At 66.9% G+C, this 18,242-nt stretch carries 16 protein-coding genes; 6 read left to right on the forward strand and 10 right to left on the reverse strand.

All coding sequences use genetic code 11. The features are described 5' to 3' along the window. Window positions 1–11: 11 nt before the first annotated feature. Genes prsK through ACODSN_RS00625 form a run of 3 tightly spaced genes read left to right on the forward strand, consistent with a single transcriptional unit; the run spans window position 12 to window position 5,497 of the window. Window positions 12–2,093 carry an XrtA/PEP-CTERM system histidine kinase PrsK gene (gene prsK, locus ACODSN_RS00615; protein WP_489052312.1) on the forward strand — a complete coding sequence of 694 codons (2,082 nt, stop codon included), beginning with the start codon at window positions 12–14 and terminating at the stop codon, window positions 2,091–2,093. Further along, window positions 2,093–3,457 (forward strand): PEP-CTERM-box response regulator transcription factor, encoded by a 1,365-nt coding sequence (prsR, locus tag ACODSN_RS00620; RefSeq protein WP_489052313.1) that lies wholly within the window; start codon window positions 2,093–2,095, stop codon window positions 3,455–3,457. Before prsK ends, prsR begins: the two co-directional genes overlap by 1 nt. A 3-nt stretch (window positions 3,458–3,460) precedes the next feature. After that, a complete protein-coding gene (locus ACODSN_RS00625) occupies window positions 3,461–5,497 on the forward strand; it encodes a tetratricopeptide repeat protein (RefSeq protein WP_489052315.1) in 2,037 nt (678 codons plus the stop codon). Between the two features lie 9 nt (window positions 5,498–5,506). Here ACODSN_RS00625 and ACODSN_RS00630 read toward each other — a convergent pair whose 3' ends face one another. Both ACODSN_RS00630 and ACODSN_RS00635 read right to left on the reverse strand, forming a co-directional pair. Next, window positions 5,507–5,851 (reverse strand): GntR family transcriptional regulator, encoded by a 345-nt coding sequence (locus tag ACODSN_RS00630; RefSeq protein WP_489052606.1) that lies wholly within the window; start codon window positions 5,849–5,851, stop codon window positions 5,507–5,509. Between the two features lie 63 nt (window positions 5,852–5,914). Beyond that, entirely contained in the window at window positions 5,915–6,493 is a 579-nt protein-coding gene (locus ACODSN_RS00635) for a nitroreductase family protein (RefSeq protein WP_489052608.1), read from the reverse strand. A gap of 110 nt (window positions 6,494–6,603) precedes the next feature. On the opposite strand from ACODSN_RS00635, the gene ACODSN_RS00640 reads away from it, so the two are divergent. Then, a complete protein-coding gene (locus tag ACODSN_RS00640) occupies window positions 6,604–8,112 on the forward strand; it encodes a peptide MFS transporter (RefSeq protein ID WP_489052316.1) in 1,509 nt (502 codons plus the stop codon). Here ACODSN_RS00640 and ACODSN_RS00645 read toward each other — a convergent pair. Continuing rightward, window positions 8,107–9,252 (reverse strand): pyridoxal phosphate-dependent aminotransferase, encoded by a 1,146-nt coding sequence (locus tag ACODSN_RS00645; RefSeq protein ID WP_489052318.1) that lies wholly within the window; start codon window positions 9,250–9,252, stop codon window positions 8,107–8,109. The genes ACODSN_RS00640 and ACODSN_RS00645 overlap by 6 nt on opposite strands. 65 nt (window positions 9,253–9,317) lie before the next feature. Between ACODSN_RS00645 and ACODSN_RS00650 the strand changes: the two genes are divergently transcribed. Beyond that, entirely contained in the window at window positions 9,318–9,581 is a 264-nt protein-coding gene (locus ACODSN_RS00650) for a hypothetical protein (RefSeq protein ID WP_489052319.1), read from the forward strand. On the opposite strand, the gene pgl is transcribed toward ACODSN_RS00650, so the two are convergent. From pgl to ACODSN_RS00680, 6 genes are all read right to left on the reverse strand, one after another. Then, window positions 9,578–10,267 carry a 6-phosphogluconolactonase gene (gene pgl / locus ACODSN_RS00655; RefSeq protein ID WP_489052321.1) on the reverse strand — a complete coding sequence of 230 codons (690 nt, stop codon included), beginning with the start codon at window positions 10,265–10,267 and terminating at the stop codon, window positions 9,578–9,580. The two genes, ACODSN_RS00650 and pgl, sit on opposite strands and share 4 nt — an antisense overlap. Before the next feature lies 1 nt (window position 10,268). Continuing rightward, on the reverse strand, window positions 10,269–10,745 hold the full coding sequence (locus ACODSN_RS00660; protein ID WP_489052323.1) for a YbaK/EbsC family protein: 477 nt from the start codon (window positions 10,743–10,745) through the stop codon (window positions 10,269–10,271). Beyond that, complete coding sequence (galE, locus tag ACODSN_RS00665; RefSeq protein WP_489052324.1) at window positions 10,742–11,746, reverse strand: UDP-glucose 4-epimerase GalE; 1,005 nt, start codon at window positions 11,744–11,746, stop codon at window positions 10,742–10,744. Before galE ends, ACODSN_RS00660 begins: the two co-directional genes overlap by 4 nt. Before the next feature lie 60 nt (window positions 11,747–11,806). Next, on the reverse strand, window positions 11,807–13,981 hold the full coding sequence (locus ACODSN_RS00670; protein WP_489052326.1) for a 3-hydroxyacyl-CoA dehydrogenase NAD-binding domain-containing protein: 2,175 nt from the start codon (window positions 13,979–13,981) through the stop codon (window positions 11,807–11,809). A 21-nt stretch (window positions 13,982–14,002) separates the two neighbouring features. Beyond that, window positions 14,003–15,211 carry an acetyl-CoA C-acetyltransferase gene (locus ACODSN_RS00675; RefSeq protein WP_489052328.1) on the reverse strand — a complete coding sequence of 403 codons (1,209 nt, stop codon included), beginning with the start codon at window positions 15,209–15,211 and terminating at the stop codon, window positions 14,003–14,005. 165 nt (window positions 15,212–15,376) lie between these two features. Then, the gene (locus tag ACODSN_RS00680; RefSeq protein ID WP_489052329.1) at window positions 15,377–15,757 is read right to left on the reverse strand and encodes an EthD domain-containing protein; all 381 of its coding nucleotides are present in this window, start codon (window positions 15,755–15,757) and stop codon (window positions 15,377–15,379) included. Between the two features lie 288 nt (window positions 15,758–16,045). Between ACODSN_RS00680 and ACODSN_RS00685 the strand changes: the two genes are divergently transcribed. After that, a complete protein-coding gene (locus ACODSN_RS00685) occupies window positions 16,046–17,632 on the forward strand; it encodes an MFS transporter (protein WP_489052610.1) in 1,587 nt (528 codons plus the stop codon). A 3-nt stretch (window positions 17,633–17,635) separates the two neighbouring features. On the opposite strand, the gene ACODSN_RS00690 is transcribed toward ACODSN_RS00685, so the two are convergent. Then, window positions 17,636–18,238: a nucleotidyltransferase family protein gene (locus ACODSN_RS00690; protein ID WP_489052330.1), complete on the reverse strand. Its 603-nt coding sequence runs from the start codon at window positions 18,236–18,238 to the stop codon at window positions 17,636–17,638. Between the last annotated feature and the right edge of the window lie 4 nt (window positions 18,239–18,242).

An 18,242-nucleotide genomic window follows, 5' to 3' on the forward strand; every position in this document is an offset into this window, starting at 1 on the left:
GCGCTGACGCGATGGGCGCTCTGCTGCAATTTGTCGGCGATTGGGGCCATGCGCTGGCGGCGGTGCTGTTCGCGGCGCTGGGCATCTTCATGCTGCGACGACGCGACGAGGGGGCGGAATCGCGCCTCCTGTCCGCAGCGCTGCTGCTGACGTCCTGCTGGGCGCTGTCCGTATCGTTCGGCGGCGTGGCAAAGCCTTTGTCGGGCCTTGGCGAAAGTGTCCGCAACGCCGCCTGGGTCCTGCTGATCTTCATGATGCTGCGGCGCGGCCCGGCGGGACGGAGCGGGCGGATCGCGGCCATTGGCGCAGTCTATGCGGCGGTGGTCGGATTGCTGCTGCTCCAGACATTCGCCGACCTTATCGGGCGACAGCTTTCGCCCGACGGCGAGTTGCATCGCGCGCTGGTGGTGACGTCGCTCACCTTGCACATGATGACCGCGATCGGCTGCCTTTTCGCCCTCCACCATATCTACACGGTCTGGCCCTCGCGCGATCGGGGGCGAGTGGCGCTTTTGCTGGGCGCGCTGGCGACGATGTGGACCTATGATCTCTGCCTCTACGCGGTCGGCTATTTCGCGCCTCATCAGGCGACCGAACTTTATGCGCTGCGCGGCTTGCTGATGGCGCTGGTCGCGCCCGCGATCGCGGTGGGCTTGCGCAAGGACAGGGCGGGCCGGTTGCAGCTTTCGCGCAAGCTGACATTCCAGTCGCTGTCGCTGGCGGCGCTGGCGCTTTATGTCGCCGTGCTGCTGGCGGCGGCGCTGCTGGTCGAAATGATCGCCGGTCCTTATGCGCGCATGATCGAGATCGGCAGCGTGTTCCTGATGGCGGTGATCGCGCTGGTCTTTCTGCCCTCCGCCCGAATGCGCGCCCTGTGGAAAGTGCAGGTCGCCAAGCATTTTTTCCAGCATCGCTATGATTATCGCACGGAATGGATGCGCTTTGGCGAAACCATCGGGCGGCCGGGCGACTCGGCGTCCGCGCTGGGTGAGCGCGTCGCCAAGGCGGTGGCTGACATTACCGATTCCCCGGCCGCGATCTTGCTGTTGCGGGACGAAGGCGGCGGTCTGGGTTTCGAGACGCACTGGAACTGGCGGGGGGACCTGCCCGGATCGGCGGTTTTGCCGGCAAGCCAGACCGCCTTGCTGGAACAGCATGGCTGGATCATCGATATCGACCGGCCCGGTGGCGGCGGGGCGACGATCCGCCTGCCCGAATGGATCACCGCCGATCCGCGCGCCTGGGCGCTGGTCCCGCTGGTTCATTTCGGCAAGCTGATCGGTGCGATCCTGCTGGCGCGTCCGCTGGTCGATCGCCGGCTCGACTGGGAGGATTTCGACATGCTGCGCGCCGCCGGACGGCAGGCCGCCAGCTATATCAGCGAGGCGCAGGGCCAGCAGGCGCTGGACGACGCCCAGCGTTTCGAGGAGTTCAACCGCCGCTTCGCCTTCATCATCCATGACGTCAAAAATCTGGTCAGCCAGTTGTCCCTGCTCGCCCGCAACGCGCAGCGCCATGCCGACAATCCCGATTTCCGCGCCGACATGCTGCTGACGCTCAGGGAGTCGGTCGGCAAGATGAACGACATGCTCGCCCGCCTGTCGCAGCATAATAAGGCGCGCGCGGAAGAGCCGCGCCCGATGTCGCTGCACGACATGGCGCAGCATGTCGCCCGCGCCAAAGCACGCCAGCATGTCGTGCGCGTGACGGGAGAAGTGCCCGCCGCCCTGGGCGATCCCGCACGGGTCGAACAGATCCTCACGCACCTCGTCCAGAATGCGATCGACGCGAGCGCGCCCGGTCAGCCCGTCGAAATGCGGCTGGCGGGCGAGGGCGAACAGGCGCTGGTCCACATCATCGATCGCGGGCGCGGCATGACCGCCGAATTTATCCGCCGCGATCTGTTCAAACCCTTTTCGTCCAGCAAGGCCGGCGGCTTTGGCGTCGGCGCGTTCGAAGCGCGTTCGCTCGCGCAGGCGATGGGCGGCGGGATCGAGGTCGAAAGCATGCCGGGCGTGGGCAGCCGCTTCACCCTGCGCCTGCCGCTCGCGCCGCAAAGCGCCCTGCCCGACAGCAAAGGAAAGGCCGCCTGATGAGCGACACGCGCCCCAAATTGCTGATCGTCGAGGATGATCCGGGACTTCAGCGGCAATTGCGCTGGGCCTATGAGGATTATCAGCTTTTCATCGCGGGGGATCGCGAGGAGGCGATCGAGCTGTTGCGCGCCGAAACGCCCGATGTGGTGACGCTCGATCTGGGCCTGCCGCCCGATCCCGACGGGACGAGCGAGGGCTTTGCGACGCTGGCCGACATCCTGCGCATTAAGCCCGATACGAAGGTGATCGTGGCGTCGGGTCATGGCGCCCGCGAAAGCGCGCTCGACGCGATTTCCGGCGGCGCCTATGATTTTTATCAGAAGCCGGTCGACATCGACGAGCTGGGGCTGATCGTTCGTCGCGCCTTCCACGTCCACGCGCTGGAACGCGAAAATGAGCGGCTGGCCGACGCCGCGCCGCAGGATGGCCGGGTGCTGGGTCGCCTCATAACCGGCGCGCCCGAAATGATGAAGGTCGCCCGCACGATCGAGCGCGTGGCGAGCACCAACGTCTCCGTATTGCTGCTGGGCGCGAGCGGCACCGGCAAGGAATTGCTGGCCTTTGGCGTGCATGATTCCAGTCCCCGGCGCGACGGCGCGTTCGTGGCGATCAACTGCGCGGCAATCCCCGAAACCCTGCTCGAATCCGAACTGTTCGGACATGAGAAAGGTGCCTTCACCGGCGCGATCAAGACGACGCCGGGAAAGATCGAGCTGGCGCAGGGCGGCACGCTGTTTCTGGACGAGGTCGGCGATATTCCGCTCGCGCTTCAGGTGAAACTGCTGCGCTTTCTTCAGGAGCGGGTGATCGAGCGGATCGGCGGACGCCAGTCGATCGCGGTCGACACGCGGATCGTCTGCGCGACCCACCAGAATCTCGAAGCCATGATCGCGGCGGGCACCTTTCGCGAGGATCTTTATTATCGCCTTGCCGAAATCATGGTGCATATCCCCGCGCTCAAGGATCGTCCGGGCGACCCCGCGCTGCTGGCGCGGCATTTCCTGACGCGGTTCGCGCGCGATATGAACCCGCAGGTCAGGGGGCTGGCCCCCGATGCGCTGGCCGCGCTCGACGCGTGGCACTGGCCCGGCAATGTGCGCGAACTGGAAAACCGCATGAAGCGCGCGATCATCATGGCGGACGGCAAGAATGTGACCGCCGCCGATCTCGATCTGGATGGCGAACGGGGCGAAGGGGGGGAGATCATCAACCTCAAGGCCGCGCGCGAAATGGCCGATCGCCGCGCCATCCGCCGGGCGATCGCGCGGACGGGCGGAAATATCTCCGGCGCGGCGAAGATATTGGGGATCAGCCGCCCGACGCTGTACGACCTCCTCAAAAATTACGAAATGCAGGTCTGACCGATGAAGCGCAGCCGTCTCGTCCTGCTTGTCGGACTGGCCCTGTTCGCCCTTGCTTGCGCGATGCTGTGGCAATGGCGCGCGGGGGAAAGCAATGGCCGTTCGGCCCTCGCGCGCGGCGAGGCGGCGCTGGCGAAGGGAGATGCGCGCACCGCGCGGGTCGAACTGATGAACGCGATCAAGGCCGATTCCCGGTCGGCGGCGGCGCGCACGGCGCAGGCACAGGCGCTGGTCGCCCTGGGCGATGGGGCTGGCGCGCAGGCGGCGATCGAGCGGGCGCGGCAACTGGGCGCGCCTGTCGCCGCCACCCGGCCGCTGCTGGCGCAGGCGCTGCTTTTGCAGGGCGATCATGACGGGGCGCTGCGACAGGCGAGCGCGAAGGATATTCCGCCACCCGACGCGGCGACGATGGCGCGCGTCATCGGGCGGGCAAGGCTGGCGCGGGGCGAGGCCGCAGCGGCCATCGCCGCGTTCGGACGGGCGCTGACACTATCGCCGGCCGATCCCGAAAACTGGGTGGATATCGGCCGCTACCGCATCGCCATCGGCGATCAGGCGGGGGCGATCGTCGCCGCCGACCGGGCCGTGGCTCTGGCCCCCGCGAACGACAAGGCGCTGACCCTGCGCGCGGAACTGACCCGCGGCCAATATGGGCTGACCGCCGCGCTGCCATGGTTCGAACGGGCGGCTGCCGCCAATCCGGATTCCGTCTCGACCCTGACCGAATATGCCGCAACCCTTGCCGATGCGGGGGAGGCGGGGCGGATGCTGAGCGTCACGCGCCGCATCCTCGCGCTCGATCCCGCCAACGCCCGCGCCTGGTTCATGCAGGCGGTCATGGCCGCGCGGGCCGGTAATGACGATCTCGCGCGGTCGCTGCTGGCCCGGACCAATGGGCGGCTGGATGGCGACCCGGCGACGATGCTGCTGCGGGGCGTGCTGCATATGGCGGCGGGAAACGCCGTGCTCGCGACCGACAATTTCGCGATGCTGCTCGCACAGCAGCCCGATAACCGGACCGCGCGATCGCTGCTGGCCCGCGCCTTTTTCCAGAATGGCGATTATGCTTCGGCCGCAACGACGCTCGCCCCGCTGGTGGCGCAGCGCGACGCCGACCCCTATGTGCTGACGCTCGCCGCGCGGGCGCAGGAAGCGCTGGGCAACCGGGCGATGGCGGAAGATATGCTGGCGCGCGCCGCCTGGCCCGATCGCGCGGCCGCCGCGCCCTTTGCGTCACCCAATGACGGCGCACTGGCGGATCGGCCGCCCGCAAACGTCGCGACGGCGCGCGACAACATCCCCTACATCCGTGCGCTGCTGAGCACCGGCCGCTCCGCCGAGGCGGTCGAGCGTGCCCGCCTGCTCAGCCGCGCCAATCCGGGCGTGCCGGAAGCATGGACCATATTGGGCGACGCGCTGGGTGCCGATGGCGCGGTGCGGGATGCGACCCGCGCCTATGAAGCCGCCGCCAATATCCGCTTTTCGCGCGAGGTCGCCTTGCGGCTGGTGGCGGCATGGCAGCGGGCGGGTGATCCCGCGCGCGCGGGGCAGGTGCTGCGGCTCTACCTTTCGCAGAACCCCGCCGATGTCGAGGCGCAGCGGCTCGCCGGTGCCGCCTATCTGGCGGCGGGACAATGGCGCGACGCGCGGCGCATGCTGGAAGCAGTCCGCGCGCAGTCGGGCGGCAATGACGCGACGCTGATGACGGATCTCGCCAGGGCGGCGCTGGAGGGCGGCGACAACAGGGCGGCGCGCGCCTACGCCGCCTATGCCTATCGCCTGATGCCCGCCAGTCCGGTGACGGCCGACATCTATGGCTGGACCCTGTTCAAAACCGGCGCGCGCGGGCCAGCGGCCATCGACCTGCTCGAAAAGGCGACGATGCTGGCGCCGGGGCATCCGGTCCTGCAATTGCATCTTGGGCAGGCTTATGCCGCCGCCGGGCGCAAGGACGACGCACGAGCGGCGCTGGGTCGCGCGGTCGCGGTCAGGGGCTTTGCCGAGCGGCAGCAGGCAGTGGACGCGCTCGCCGCGCTGTAGCGCCTTACGTTACGCCTTCTGGAGATCGACATCCTCGATACGGATGCCGAGACGTCGCATCTGCGCCGCGACCGGAGGCCAGACGCTATCGAAAAAGCGGCTTCGCTCCACCTCTCTCAGCCGGCGGGTCGCGCCGTCCGCCACGAACATACCGACGCCGCGCCGCACGACCACCAGCCCATCATCCTGAAAACTCTGATAGGCTTTGGCGACGGTCAGCGGGTTCGCGCCCTGCTGGGCGGCAAAGGCGCGCACCGAAGGCAGAAGATCGCCGTCATGAAAATCGCCATCCAATATAGAGGCGGCGATGACTTCCCGCAGGCGAAGATAGACTGGCTTGGACTCATCGACCATAGGTGCATGACTGCCATAATACAGCCACGCAGTCAAGCGAGGCTGCCCTAACGGAAACAGCCGTCAGCCTTCCCACGTCGACAGGACCGCGTCGAGATCGGGGCGAGGCCGTTCGTCCAGTTCGCGCCCCGGCGTGCCGATGAAGATGAAACCGGCGATCTTCTGGCCGGGCTGGCAGAAGGCCGCGCGCACGCTCTCATTATAGCTGGGCCACCCCGTCAGCCATCCGCCCGCAAAGCCGATCGCATGGGTCGCGTGCAGCAGGTTCATGATCGCGGCACCCGCGGACAATTCCTGCTCCCACAGCGGAATGCTGCTGCCCGCGACCGGCGCGGACAGCGCGACGATCAGCGCCGGGGCCTGATGCGCGAACTGGTGCATCGATTCGATCTCCAGCCGACCCGCATCGGGCTTTTCCGCGCGATAGGCGGATTCCAGCAACGCGGCGAGCGCGGCCCGCTTGTCCGGCGGCACGATGACGAAGCGCCACGGGGCGAGCTTGCCATGGTCCGGCGTGCGGCTGGCGACCGCCACGATCTGCCGCAACTGCGCGTCATCGGGACCGGGCGCGATCAGGTCGCGCGGCTTGCCCGACCGGCGCGTGGACAGCAGCGAGAGCGGACTGGAAAGATCGTTGAACATCGCCCCCAGATGGCGCGAAGCGGCATCCGACGCAAGGGCAAGGCGGGCTTTTGACAGCATCGCCATTGGCGCTCTACTCTGTCCGTCCGCGCCCGGAGAGACATCGACATATGGCGACCACCCTCACGACCGAACCGCAGGACGGCCCGACCTGGATCGGCCATCCGCGCGGCCTGTTCCTGCTGTTCTTCGTGGAGATGTGGGAGCGGTTTTCCTTCTACGGGATGCGCGCGCTGCTGATCTTCTACCTGACGCAGCATTTCCTCTTTTCCGATCGCGACGCGAGCTATTCCTACGGCGCCTATATGTCGCTCATCTATATCTCGCCGCTGATGGGCGGCTATCTCGCCGACCGCTATCTCGGCCAGCGCAAGGCGGTGCTGTTCGGCGGGATCGTGATCGCCATCGGCCATATCCTGCTCGGGCTGGAGGGCGACGGCGCCGCCGATCCGGCGGGACTCGGCCTGTTCTGGCTCGGCCTGTCGACGGTGATCGTCGGCACCGGCTTCCTTAAATCGAGCGTGTCGGCGCTGGTGGGGCAGCTTTATCCGCGCGACGATATGCGCCGCGACCCGGCCTATACGATCTTCTACATGGGCATTAATGTCGGCGGCGCCATCGGCCCGATCATCTGCGGCTATCTCGGCCAGACATGGGGCTGGCACTGGGGCTTCGGCGCGGCGGCGGTGGGCATGATCGCGGGCGTCATAGGCTTCGCCCTGTGCCGCTCGCTGCTCAGGGGCGCGGGCGAACCGCGCGATCCGGCCCTGCTGGCCCATCGCGTCGGCGGCCTCGTCAGCCGCGAATGGCTCGTCTATCTCTCCAGCCTCGCCGCGATCCTGCTGTGCTGGCTGCTGATCCAGCATCACGGCATAGTCGGCTGGATGCTCGGCGCGGCGAGCGTCATCATGATCGGATATATATTGTGGGAAGCGAGCCGGATGCAGCCAGTGGGCCGCGACCGGATGCTGGCGCTGCTGTTCCTGCTGGTCGTCAACCCGATCTTCTGGGGCCTGTACGAACAGACCGGATCTTCGCTCAACCTGTTCACCGATCGCTATACCGACCGGCATATCTTCGGCCTGGACGTGCCAGCCTCGGTGTTTCAGTCGATCAACGCCTTTTACATATTGCTGTTCGGGCCGGTCATCGCGGCGTTGTGGCTGTGGCTGGCCCGGCGCGGGCGGGAGCCGTCGACGCCCGCCAAGTTCGGCATCGCCATCGCGCTGGTGGGCGCGGGCTTCCTCGTGCTGGTCGCGGGCGCTGGCGGTTCGGGCGCGCTGACGCCGGTGCTGGTCCTCTTCCTGCTCTATCTCTGCCACACGATCGGCGAGCTTTGCCTGTCCCCGGTCGGCCTGTCCGCCACCAGCAAGCTTGCCCCCGCACGGATGATCGGCCTGATGATGGGCACCTGGTTCCTGGCGATGGCGCTCGGCGAATATGCCGCCGGGCTGATCGCTGCGGCGACGGGAGGTGACAAGGGCGTGGCCTCGCGCGACGGGATGCTGGCCGTTTATGGCACGATCGGCTGGTGGTCGGTCGGCATCGGCGTCGCGATCATGGCCGTCGCGCCGTGGGTCAAGCGGCTGATGCACGAGCACCAGCGCGAGGATTCATGAACCCGCGCCACCCCCCTGCGCCCGGAACCACGGCGTCATCCGCGCGATCGCATCCTCGACCCGGTCGGTCGATACGGCGAAGCTGAACCGGATGAAGCGCCGCCCGTCCACCGGATCGAAATCCACGCCGGGCGCGGTCGCGACGCCGGTCTCGCGCAACAGGCGCTGGCAGAAATTCAGGCTGTCGTCCGTCAGATGGCCGACATCGGCATAGATGTAGAAAGCGCCATCGGGCGGCGCGATGCGGGCTAGTCCCATGGCGGGCAGCGCGTCGAGCAGCAGCGCGCGGTTCCGCCTGTAGGTCGCGACATGCCCCTCCAGCTCCTCGCCGCAATCGAACGCGGCCAGCCCCGCATGCTGGGCGAGCGAGGGCGGTGTCAGGAACAGATTGCCCATCCGCGCCCGCGCCGCATCGATCAGGTCCGGCGGCACGATCAGCCACCCCAGCCGCCAGCCCGCCATGCTGAAATATTTGGAGAAGCTGTTGACGATCACGGCGTTCGGCGCGAATTCCAGCATCGACCGCGCCGGCTCGCCATAGGACAGGCCGTGATAGATTTCGTCGGAAATGATCCGCACGCCGTTCGCCGCGCATACCCGCGCGATCGCCGCCAGTTCGTCGGCCGGGATGATCGTGCCCGTGGGATTGGCCGGGCTGGCGAGGATCAGGCCATCGGGCGCAGGCTCCAGCGCGTCGAGCGCCGCCGCGCCGATCTGATAGCGTTCGGCCGCGCCACAGGCGATTTCCACCGGCTCCAGATACAGCGCCTTCAACGTGTTGCGATAGGCGACATAGCCCGGCCGCGCCGTCGCCACCCGCGCACCCGGCGCGAACAGGCTCGACAGCGCCAGCACCAGCGCGGGGGACGCGCCGCAGGTCAGGAATATCCGCTCGGGATCGACCGTCACGCCATGCCGCCCGGCATAATGGCGGGCGATCCGCTCTTTCAGCAGCGGGCTTTCCCAATAGCCCATCGGGTCATGGTCCAGCACATGATGCGCGGCGGCGATGGCAGCGGCGGGCGCGCCGGTCGACGGCTGGCCGAACTCCATGTGCAGGATGGAGCGGCCCTCGCTCGCGAGGCGATGCGCTTCCCGGCTGATGGCGATGGCGTGAAAGGGTTCGATATGGGCGATCATGCAGCGTGCCTAGGATTTGCGCAGCGCGTCCGCAACCATGCGCGCGATGTCGCGTTGGCGGCTTCATGAACCAGACACTGCTTCAAGCGCTGCAATATTATGGAGCCGGTGCGGCGACCGTGGCCGCGCTCGTCGTTTCGCTCAACCTTGGCCGTCGCATCACCGGCTGGGCGTTCGTCCTGTTCGTGACCTCCTCGATCGCGCTGATCGGCTGGGGCTTCATGGCGCAGGATAGCGAGGGCATCGGCTGGCAGAATGTCGCGCTGCTGCTCATCAACATGGTGGGTGTCTGGCGCTACCTCATCTCGAAGCACAAGCCGCGAAATTAGGCGCTGATCCACAAGTCGACCGGCACGGCATCCTGACAGAGCGCCAGCCGGATCGGCAGTATCTCGACCGGCCCGCCAGCCATGGCGCGATCATAGACGGATGTCTTGGCCTCGCCCGCGATCTGAAGGAGGATGTGGCGGCTGTCGAGAATGGCCCGCCGGGTCAGCGACATGCGCTCGTGCGGCGCAACCGGCGGTGTTATCGCAATCGTCCGTGCCGTCGAGGACAAGCCCGCCGCCAGTTCGGCAGCGCCCGGAAACAGCGACGCGGTATGCCCGTCCTCGCCCATGCCCAGCACCACGACATCGAGCGGCCATGCAGTCGCCGCCATCGCCGCCTCGCAGGCGGGCTGTCCCGCATAGGCATCGGCCGCGTCATTCTTCATCGGCACGAACCGGGCCGCCGCCGCCGGTCCTTGCAACAGGGATTCGCGGATCAGCCTTTCATTGCTGTCCGGATCGGTCGGCGCGACCCAGCGCTCATCGACCAGCGTGACGATGACCCGGCTCCAGTCGAGCGCTACACCGGACAGCGCCTCCAGCACCGGCTTGGGCGAACGCCCGCCCGACAAGGCAAGGCTCGCGACCCCACGCGCAGCAATCGCCTCACTCAACAACGCAGCGATATGTGCAGCCAGATCAACCGCGGCGGCGGCGCTATCGGGGAAATGATGTTCGGTCAGCATGTCAGTCCCCTTCGCCCGGCATGGTGCAGGCGTCCACCCATATCGCGCCGGTCAGCGCCGCCAGCCGGTCGGGCGTCAATTCCACTGATGCCGTGCGCGATCCGGCGGCGGGAAAAACCGTGTCGAACGCCCGCAACGACTGGTCGCAATAGACGGGTAGGGGTGTGGCCAGCCCAAACGGGCAAACGCCGCCGACCGGATGGCCGGTGATCGCCTCGACCTCGTCCGCACCCAGCATGCGCGGCTTGGCCCCGAGCGCCGCCTTGGCCTTGCCATTATGCAGCCGTGCATCGCCGCGCGTCACGATGAGCGCGATGCGTTCGCCCGCGCGCACCGACAGCGTCTTGGCGATCCGCGCCGGCTCCACGCCCAGCGCCTGCGCCGCCTCCACCACCGTCGCGGTGCTTAAGCCCTGATCGATGATCGCGACATCGGGCGCATGCGCCTCGAAAAAGGCCCGGACGGAATCTTCGCTCATGCGTCGGCGCGTTCGCCGAGCTTGCGCTCCCACGCCAGCGCATGCCGCACGATCAGGTCGAGATCGGCAAAGCGCGGCTGCCACGGAAACGTCGCCAGGATCGCGCGATTGTCCGAAATCAGCGCGCCGGGATCGCCGGGGCGGCGCGGCGACAGGGTGCGCCTGACCGGATTGTTCGTCACCCGGTCCACCGCGTCCAGCACCTCCAGCACGGAAAAGCCCCGGCCATAGCCGCAATTGAGCAGATGGTTGCGCTCCGGCTCCGCGATCAGCGCCTCCAGCGCCAGCACATGTGCGGCGGCAAGATCGCTGACATGGATATAATCGCGCACCCCGGTGCCGTCGGGCGTATCGAAATCGGTGCCGAACACCGCGACCCCCTCGCGCTTGCCGAGCGCCGCCTCGACCGCGACCTTGATGAGATGGGTCGCGCCCGCCGTCGACTGGCCGGTGCGGCCTTCCGGGTCCGCGCCCGCGACGTTGAAATAGCGCAACGCGCAATAATTCATCGGATGCGCCGCCGCGACATCGCGCAGCATATATTCGGTCATCAGCTTCGACATGCCATAGGGATTGATCGGCCGTTGCGGCGTGTCCTCCCGCACTGCCTCGACATCGGGCGTGCCATAGGTCGCGGCGGTCGAGGAAAAGATGAAATGCGGCACGCCGACGCTGATCGCGCTGTCGATCAGGTCGCGGGTCTTGGCGCTGTTGTTATGATAATATTTGAGCGGATTTTCGACCGATTCCGGCACCACCACGGACCCTGCAAAATGCATGATCGCGCTGATGCCATGATCGCGCAATGTCGCCCGCACCAGCGGCTGGTCGGCGATATCGCCTTCGACGAATGGCACATCGTCGGGCACCGCCCAGCGGAATCCGGTGACGAGATTGTCGATCACGACCACGCCATAGCCCGCATCGCGCAGCGCCAGCACCGCATGGCTGCCGATATATCCCGCGCCGCCCGTCACCAGAATCGAAGGCTTGTCGCTCATGCCATAGGTCTCCCTGTCATGGGGAGACCTAGACCAAGGGCGTTCCGCTTTACAACCGCTTCAGGCCGCTTTCCGGGCGGATATGGCCGGATAAAAGGTCGCGCCGCTCGCCGCCATGTCGCGCAACTGGGCGGTGGGCGCGAACCGATCGCCGTGGGCCGCCGCCAGCCGATCCAGCACGGCCACCACCTGCGCGGCGCCGATCATGTCCATATGGCTGAACGGCCCGCCGGTGTAGGGCGCAAAGCCCCAGCCGAAAATCGCGCCGATATCGCCATCCTCCGGCGTATCGAGCACCCCTTCCTCAAAGCAACGCGCACATTCGATCAGCTGGCGGTAGAGCAGCCGTTCCTTCACCGCCTCGACATCGGGCTGTTGCGCGGCGCGGGGGAACAGGTCGCCCAGCCCCTCCCACAGATGTTTTTTCCCGGTCTCGGGATAGTCATACCATCCCTTGCCGTTCTTGCGCCCGAGCCGCCCCAGATCGACCATCTTTTCCATCACCGCGTCCGACGCCTGCGGCATGAAGGCGTCGCCCAGTTGCTGGCGGGCGGCCAGCATGATCTTGTGGCCCAGCTCGATCGACACCTCGTCACCCACAGCCAGCGGGCCGGTGGGCATGCCAAGCTGCTTCCCCGCATTTTCGATGAGCGCGGGATTGATTCCCTCGCCGACCATTTCCGCGCCTTCCTGCACATAGGTGCCGAAACTGCGCGAGGTGTAAAAGCCCCGGCTGTCATGCACGACGATCGGCGTCTTTTTGATCTGCGCGACGAAATCCAGCGCCTTGGCGATGGCGGCGGGGCCGGTATGCTTGCCGAGGATGATCTCCACCAGCGGCATCTTCTCGACCGGCGAGAAGAAATGGATGCCGATGAAATGTTCGGGCTTGCTCCACGCTTTCGCAAGCCCGGTGATCGGCAGGGTCGATGTGTTGGAGCCGAACATCACGTCCGGGCCGAGTATCTTCTCGACCTCCCGCGTGACCTGCGCCTTGATCGCGGCATCTTCGAACACCGCCTCGATCACGAAATCCGCGCCCGCGAGCGCCGCATAATCGGCGGTCGGCGTGACGCGGGCGAGGGTCTGCGCGATTTTCTCCGCCGTCATCCCCTTGCCCAGCCGCTTGTTGAGTTGCGCCTCGACATGGGCCTTGCCCTTCTGCGCAAAGGCGATGTCGCGATCGAACAGCATGACCTCGATCCCCGCCTGCGCCGCGACGGTGGCAATGCCCGCGCCCATCATGCCCGCGCCCAACATGGCGAGCGTCTTCGTGGGGGCAGGGGGCTGATCTTTGGGTCGCCGCGCGCCGCGTTCGGCCGCGTTCTTGCTGACGAACAGGGTGCGGATCATATTGGCCGCCTGCGGATCGGCCGCGACCTTCGCGAAATATTTGCTCTCGACCCGGATCGCCCGGTCGATCGGCAGCAGCGCCCCTTCATACACCGCCGACAGCAGCGCCTGCGGCGCGTTCATATTGCGCTGCGTGGTCTTGAGCGTCATCGGCACCGCCGCCGCCATCGTCTGGATGAAGCCTGGGTTGAATCCGCCCGCGCCGCCGGGGAATTTGAAGCCCTTTTGGTCCCATGGCTGCACGGCGGCGGCCGGATTGGCCTTCACCCACGCCCGCGCGGCCTCCAGCGCCCTACCCTGCGGCACCACCTCGTCCACCGCCTTCATCATCGCCGCTTCCGCCGGGCGGAACAGCTTGCCCTGCAACATATACATGAGCGCCGCCTGCACCCCGATCAGGCGCGGCAGCCGCTGCGATCCGCCGCCGCCGGGGAACAGGCCGATCAGGATTTCGGGCAGGCCCAACTGCGTCCGGCTGCTGTCGCCCACGATCCGCCGATGGCAGGCGAGCGCCAGTTCGAACCCGCCGCCAACGCACGTCCCCTCGATCGCGCAGGCGACCGGCTTGCCGCAGGTTTCCAGCCGCCGGAACAGCGCGTTCAGCACGAACAGATCGTCGAACAGCGCGGCGGGGGAGGGGCGTGGTCCCGCCTTCGCCAGCATCGCGCTGAAATATTTAAGGTCCATGCCGGCCATGAAGCCGCTGTCCTTGCCGGACGCGATCACCGCGCCCCTGATGGCCTCCTCAGATGCGATGCGGGTGATCGCCGTATCCAAATCGGCCAGAAATTCCGGGCCGATGACGTTCATCGACTGACCGGGCACATCGATGACAAGTGTCGCGATGCCATCTGCGTCGATATCGAAGCGGATCGTGTCCATGTTGATTTCTCCCTGATCCGCTCAGATACGTTCGATGATCGTGCCGGTGCCCATGCCCGCGCCGACGCACAGGTTGACGAGCGCGGTGCCCTTGCCCGACCGTTCCAGTTCGTCGAGCGCGGTCCCCAGCACCATCGCCCCGGTGGCACCGAGCGGATGGCCCATGGCGATCGCCCCGCCATTGACGTTGATCCGGTCATGGTCGAGCCGCATCGCCTGCATGTAGCGCAACACGACGCTGGCAAAGGCTTCGTTCAGTTCCCACAGGTCGATGTCGGACACGCTCATGCCAGCGCGGCCCAGCAATTTGCCCGCGACGAATTCCGGCCCCGTGAGCATGATCATCGGCTCCGACCCGATCGAGGCCATCGCCCGGATTCGCGCGCGGGCTTTAAGCCCATATTTCTCGCCGATCGCCTTGCTGCCGACCAGCACCGCCGCCGCGCCGTCGACGATGCCGGAACTGTTGCCGGCATGGTGGACATGGTTCACCCGCTCCAGTTCGGGATAGCGGAGCAGGGCTACGGTGTCGAAGCCGGGCATCTCCTCGCCCAGCGCGGCGAAACTGGGTTTCAGGCTGCCCAGCGACTGCATCGTGGCGTCGGGGCGCATATGTTCGTCATGGTCGAGCACGACCTGCCCGATCACATCGCGAACCGGCACGATGGAGCGGGCGAAGCGGCCCTCGTCCCACGCCGCCTTGGCGCGGCGCTGGCTTTCGATCGCATAGGCGTCGACATCGTCGCGGCTGATCCCGAACTTCGTCGCGATCACATCGGCGCCAATGCCCTGCGGCGCGAAATAGGTTTTGTAGGCGACCGCCGGGTCCATCGCCCATGCGCCGCCGTCCGACGCCATCGGCACCCGGCTCATCGATTCGACGCCGCCGCCGATCGCGAACAGCGCTTCGCCCGACATCACCTTGGCCGCCGCGATATTCACCGCTTCAAGGCCCGACGCGCAGAAGCGATTGACCTGCACCCCCGGCGTCGTCTGCGCATAATCGGCGTTCAGCGCGGCCACCCGCGCGATATCCGCACCCTGTTCGCCGACCGGGCTGACGCAGCCCAGAATTACATCGTCGACATCGGTCGTGTCGATCCCCGTGCGATCGCGCACGGCCTCCAGCACCTGCGTCGCCAACTGGATCGGCGTGATTTCATGCAGCGCTCCGTCGGCCTTGCCGCGACCGCGCGGCGTTCTGACGGCGTCGTAAATATAGGCTTCCATCGATCATCCCTCTCCGTCAGCCGCGACGATGCGCGCTTCGGACGTGAGTAGATGTATTTACGTTTACGTAAAGTGCAAGTCGAAAACGCAGATGCCGTGTGGTGTGATCGCGGAAGGGCAGGCTGGCAGGTTTGCCCTCAGCAGGGCCATACGCTGCGATCGCGCTCAGCGTCCCGTGGTGTCGAATAGGGTCTCATGCTCTTCCAATATGAAGACCGCGCGTTTTTCACGTTCCAGAAACTGCGCTTCGTCCTCGATGATGAGGTCATAGGCGGGCGTCATCACCTCGATCATCTCGTCGAAATGGGCGCGATCGCGAAACCATATTTCCATCGACACATCATAGTCCTGCTCGGCATCCGGATCGGCCGCAGCAATGGGGTCCGGCAGCGGGTGAAGATATTTTCGCACATATTTAAGCGGCGCGAAGTTACCCTTGGCAAAAAGCGCCGCTCCCAGGACAGCATGTTTGGTTTCGTAATAGTCGATAAATTCAGCCATGGACGTGCCTGCCTTGCGCTTCAAAAGCCACATCACTTTCAACATCCTGGTCTCCTGACACCCATGCCACCCGCCACCGCTATGCGCCGTGACGGTAGCCCGGCATTCTGGTTGTAGCGGTGCCCGGCTATGCGTTCAACGCCTCTGCGCGGAACCGCCGGGCGTCCTCGCTTCAGGCGGGACGGTCTGCACCGGCATGGGTCGCATGACGGCAAGCCTGGTTTGACGGCGCGAGCCAATTCCGCTTCATGACGTCGCGTGTCGCAGTCTGATTCCTCCCCGGCGCCATCGCCGCTGTCCGTTCCGATCTTTCGCGCGATCTGGTTCGCCAGCATGGCGTCCAATTTCGGCGGGCTGATCCAGTCGGTCGGCGCGGCGTGGATGATGACCTCGCTGGCGGGATCGCCGCAACTGGTCGCGCTGGTGCCGGCGGCGACCACCTTGCCGATCATGCTGCTGTCGCTGTGGGCCGGGGCCGTCGCCGACAATGTCGACCGGCGCAAGGTCATGCTCGCCTGCCAGATTTTCATGCTGATCGTCTCGGCGCTGCTGGCGCTGTGCGCGTGGGCACGCATGCTGACCCCCTGGACGCTGCTCGGCTTCACCTTCCTCATCGGCTGCGCCACCGCGATCAACGGCCCGGCGTGGCAGGCGTCGGTCGGCGACATGGTGCCGCGCGCGACGCTGCCCAGCGCCGTCGCGGTCAACAGCATGGGGTTCAATCTCGCGCGCAGCGTCGGCCCGGCGCTCGGCGGCGTCATCGTCGCGCTGGCGGGCGCGGCAGCCGCCTTTCTGGTCAACGCGGTCAGCTATCTGGGTCTCGTCGCCGTGCTGGCGCGCTGGCGGCCCGAACGACCGCCCCAACTGCTGCCGCGCGAGCGACTCGGCGTCGCGATGGGCGCGGGCATCCGCTATGTCGCCATGTCGCCCCATATCCAGAGCGTCCTCGTCCGCTCGGCCGCCTTCGGTGTGGGGGCGAGCGCCGTGTCGGCGCTGATGCCGCTGATCGCGCGCGACCTGCTGCACGGCGGCGCGCTCACCTTTGGCCTGTTGAGCGGTGCGTTCGGCATCGGCGCGGTGGCGGGCGCGCTCTCATCGGGCTGGCTGCGCGCGCGCTTTTCGATCGAAACGATGGTGCGGGGCGCGACGGTGGCGCTGGCGGCGGGCACGGCGATCACGGCGGCCAGCCCCTGGCTCGCGCTGGCGATGCTGGGGCTGATGCTGGCGGGCGGGGGCTGGGTCGTGGCGCTGTCGACCTTCAACGTGTCGGTCCAGATGTCCGCGCCGCGCTGGGTGCTCGCCCGCGCCGTCGCGCTCTATCAGATGACGGCCTTTGGCGGCATGGCGGTGGGCGCATGGCTGTTCGGCGCGCTGGCGGAGGCGCATGGCGTCGTCGCCACCCTCCATATCGCCGCCGCCATGCAGCTTGCGGCGGGCCTCATCGGTTTCCTGCGCGGGTTGCCGCAGGTCGGGCAGGATAATCTCGATCTGCACAATCGCTGGACGGAGCCGGAGACGGCGGTGCCGGTGGAGGCGCGCAGCGGGCCGGTCGTGGTGACGATCGAATATCGCATCCCCGCCGGGTCGATCGTGCCGTTCCTCGCCGCGATGAGCGAACGCCGCCGCATCCGCCGCCGCGACGGCGCGCATGGCTGGTCGCTGTTGCGCGATCTCGGCGATCCGCAGCTCTGGCTGGAGCGCTATCATGTATCGACGTGGCTCGACTATGTGCGGCACAACCAGCGCAGGACCGTGGCCGACATCGCCAATAGCGACGCGATCCGCGCCTTGCACATCGGCCCGGACGCGCCGGTCGTGCACCGGATGATCGAGCGGCAGACCGGCTCGCTCCCCGCCACCCGCGCGCCCGACGCCCGCGAGATGGGCGACGCGATGACGGACCCGACCCGCTCCAGCTAAATGTTATGCGTCCCGCGCCGGTGGCTGCCAGCCCGGCAGGTCCTCGGGCACATCGATGTCGTGCAGCACGGCGCCGCTCGTCTCGATCTGCACGCCATGGCTCAGCAGCGCGCGCGCGCCCTGATCGCCGCGCAACGCCAGCAGTTCGGGAAAATGCTTGCGCCCGATAAAGGCGGGGGGTGACGCGGAAAAGCCGTCCGTGCTCGCCACCACCGATCGGATATCCTCGGCGGCGAGGCAGAGGCGGGTATAATGGCTTTGCGGCACATCGGGCATATCCGCCAGACAGATCAATATGCCCCGGCATTTTTGCAACGGCATGACATGCTCGACCGCGCGCACGATGCTGCCGGAAATCCCCTGTTCGGGCTGGTCGTTGACCAGGATCGTGTAGCCGCGCCGCTCCAGCTTGCGATGAATGACCGGCGCATGTTCGATCGGCCGCACCACCGCCACCAGTTCGGCGAACTTGAGCGACGCGACCGTTTCCAGCGTGTGGGCGACGATCGGCTTGCCCCGCCATGGGGCCATCAGCTTGTCATCCTCGCCGAAACGGGTCGACAGACCGGCGGCGAGCAGAACGGCGGCGATCCGGTCAGTGCGCATGAAA

The sequence above is a fragment of the Sphingobium sp. FG11 genome (assembly GCF_057809915.1).

Excerpts from the sequence above, each read along its gene's own strand:
- ACODSN_RS00650 (WP_489052319.1), top strand. The coding sequence starts at position 9,318 with ATGAACCAGACACTGCTTCAAGCGCTGCAATATTATGGAGCCGGTGCG.
- prsK (WP_489052312.1), top strand. The coding sequence starts at position 12 with ATGGGCGCTCTGCTGCAATTTGTCGGCGATTGGGGCCATGCGCTGGCG.
- galE (WP_489052324.1), bottom strand. The coding sequence starts at position 11,746 with ATGAGCGACAAGCCTTCGATTCTGGTGACGGGCGGCGCGGGATATATC.
- ACODSN_RS00660 (WP_489052323.1), bottom strand. The coding sequence starts at position 10,745 with ATGAGCGAAGATTCCGTCCGGGCCTTTTTCGAGGCGCATGCGCCCGAT.
- ACODSN_RS00670 (WP_489052326.1), bottom strand. The coding sequence starts at position 13,981 with ATGGACACGATCCGCTTCGATATCGACGCAGATGGCATCGCGACACTT.
- ACODSN_RS00645 (WP_489052318.1), bottom strand. The coding sequence starts at position 9,252 with ATGATCGCCCATATCGAACCCTTTCACGCCATCGCCATCAGCCGGGAA.
- ACODSN_RS00680 (WP_489052329.1), bottom strand. The coding sequence starts at position 15,757 with ATGTTGAAAGTGATGTGGCTTTTGAAGCGCAAGGCAGGCACGTCCATG.
- ACODSN_RS00640 (WP_489052316.1), top strand. The coding sequence starts at position 6,604 with ATGGCGACCACCCTCACGACCGAACCGCAGGACGGCCCGACCTGGATC.
- ACODSN_RS00635 (WP_489052608.1), bottom strand. The coding sequence starts at position 6,493 with ATGTTCAACGATCTTTCCAGTCCGCTCTCGCTGCTGTCCACGCGCCGG.
- pgl (WP_489052321.1), bottom strand. The coding sequence starts at position 10,267 with ATGCTGACCGAACATCATTTCCCCGATAGCGCCGCCGCCGCGGTTGAT.
- ACODSN_RS00685 (WP_489052610.1), top strand. The coding sequence starts at position 16,046 with ATGGCGTCCAATTTCGGCGGGCTGATCCAGTCGGTCGGCGCGGCGTGG.
- ACODSN_RS00675 (WP_489052328.1), bottom strand. The coding sequence starts at position 15,211 with ATGGAAGCCTATATTTACGACGCCGTCAGAACGCCGCGCGGTCGCGGC.
- ACODSN_RS00690 (WP_489052330.1), bottom strand. The coding sequence starts at position 18,238 with ATGCGCACTGACCGGATCGCCGCCGTTCTGCTCGCCGCCGGTCTGTCG.
- ACODSN_RS00625 (WP_489052315.1), top strand. The coding sequence starts at position 3,461 with ATGAAGCGCAGCCGTCTCGTCCTGCTTGTCGGACTGGCCCTGTTCGCC.
- ACODSN_RS00630 (WP_489052606.1), bottom strand. The coding sequence starts at position 5,851 with ATGGTCGATGAGTCCAAGCCAGTCTATCTTCGCCTGCGGGAAGTCATC.
- prsR (WP_489052313.1), top strand. The coding sequence starts at position 2,093 with ATGAGCGACACGCGCCCCAAATTGCTGATCGTCGAGGATGATCCGGGA.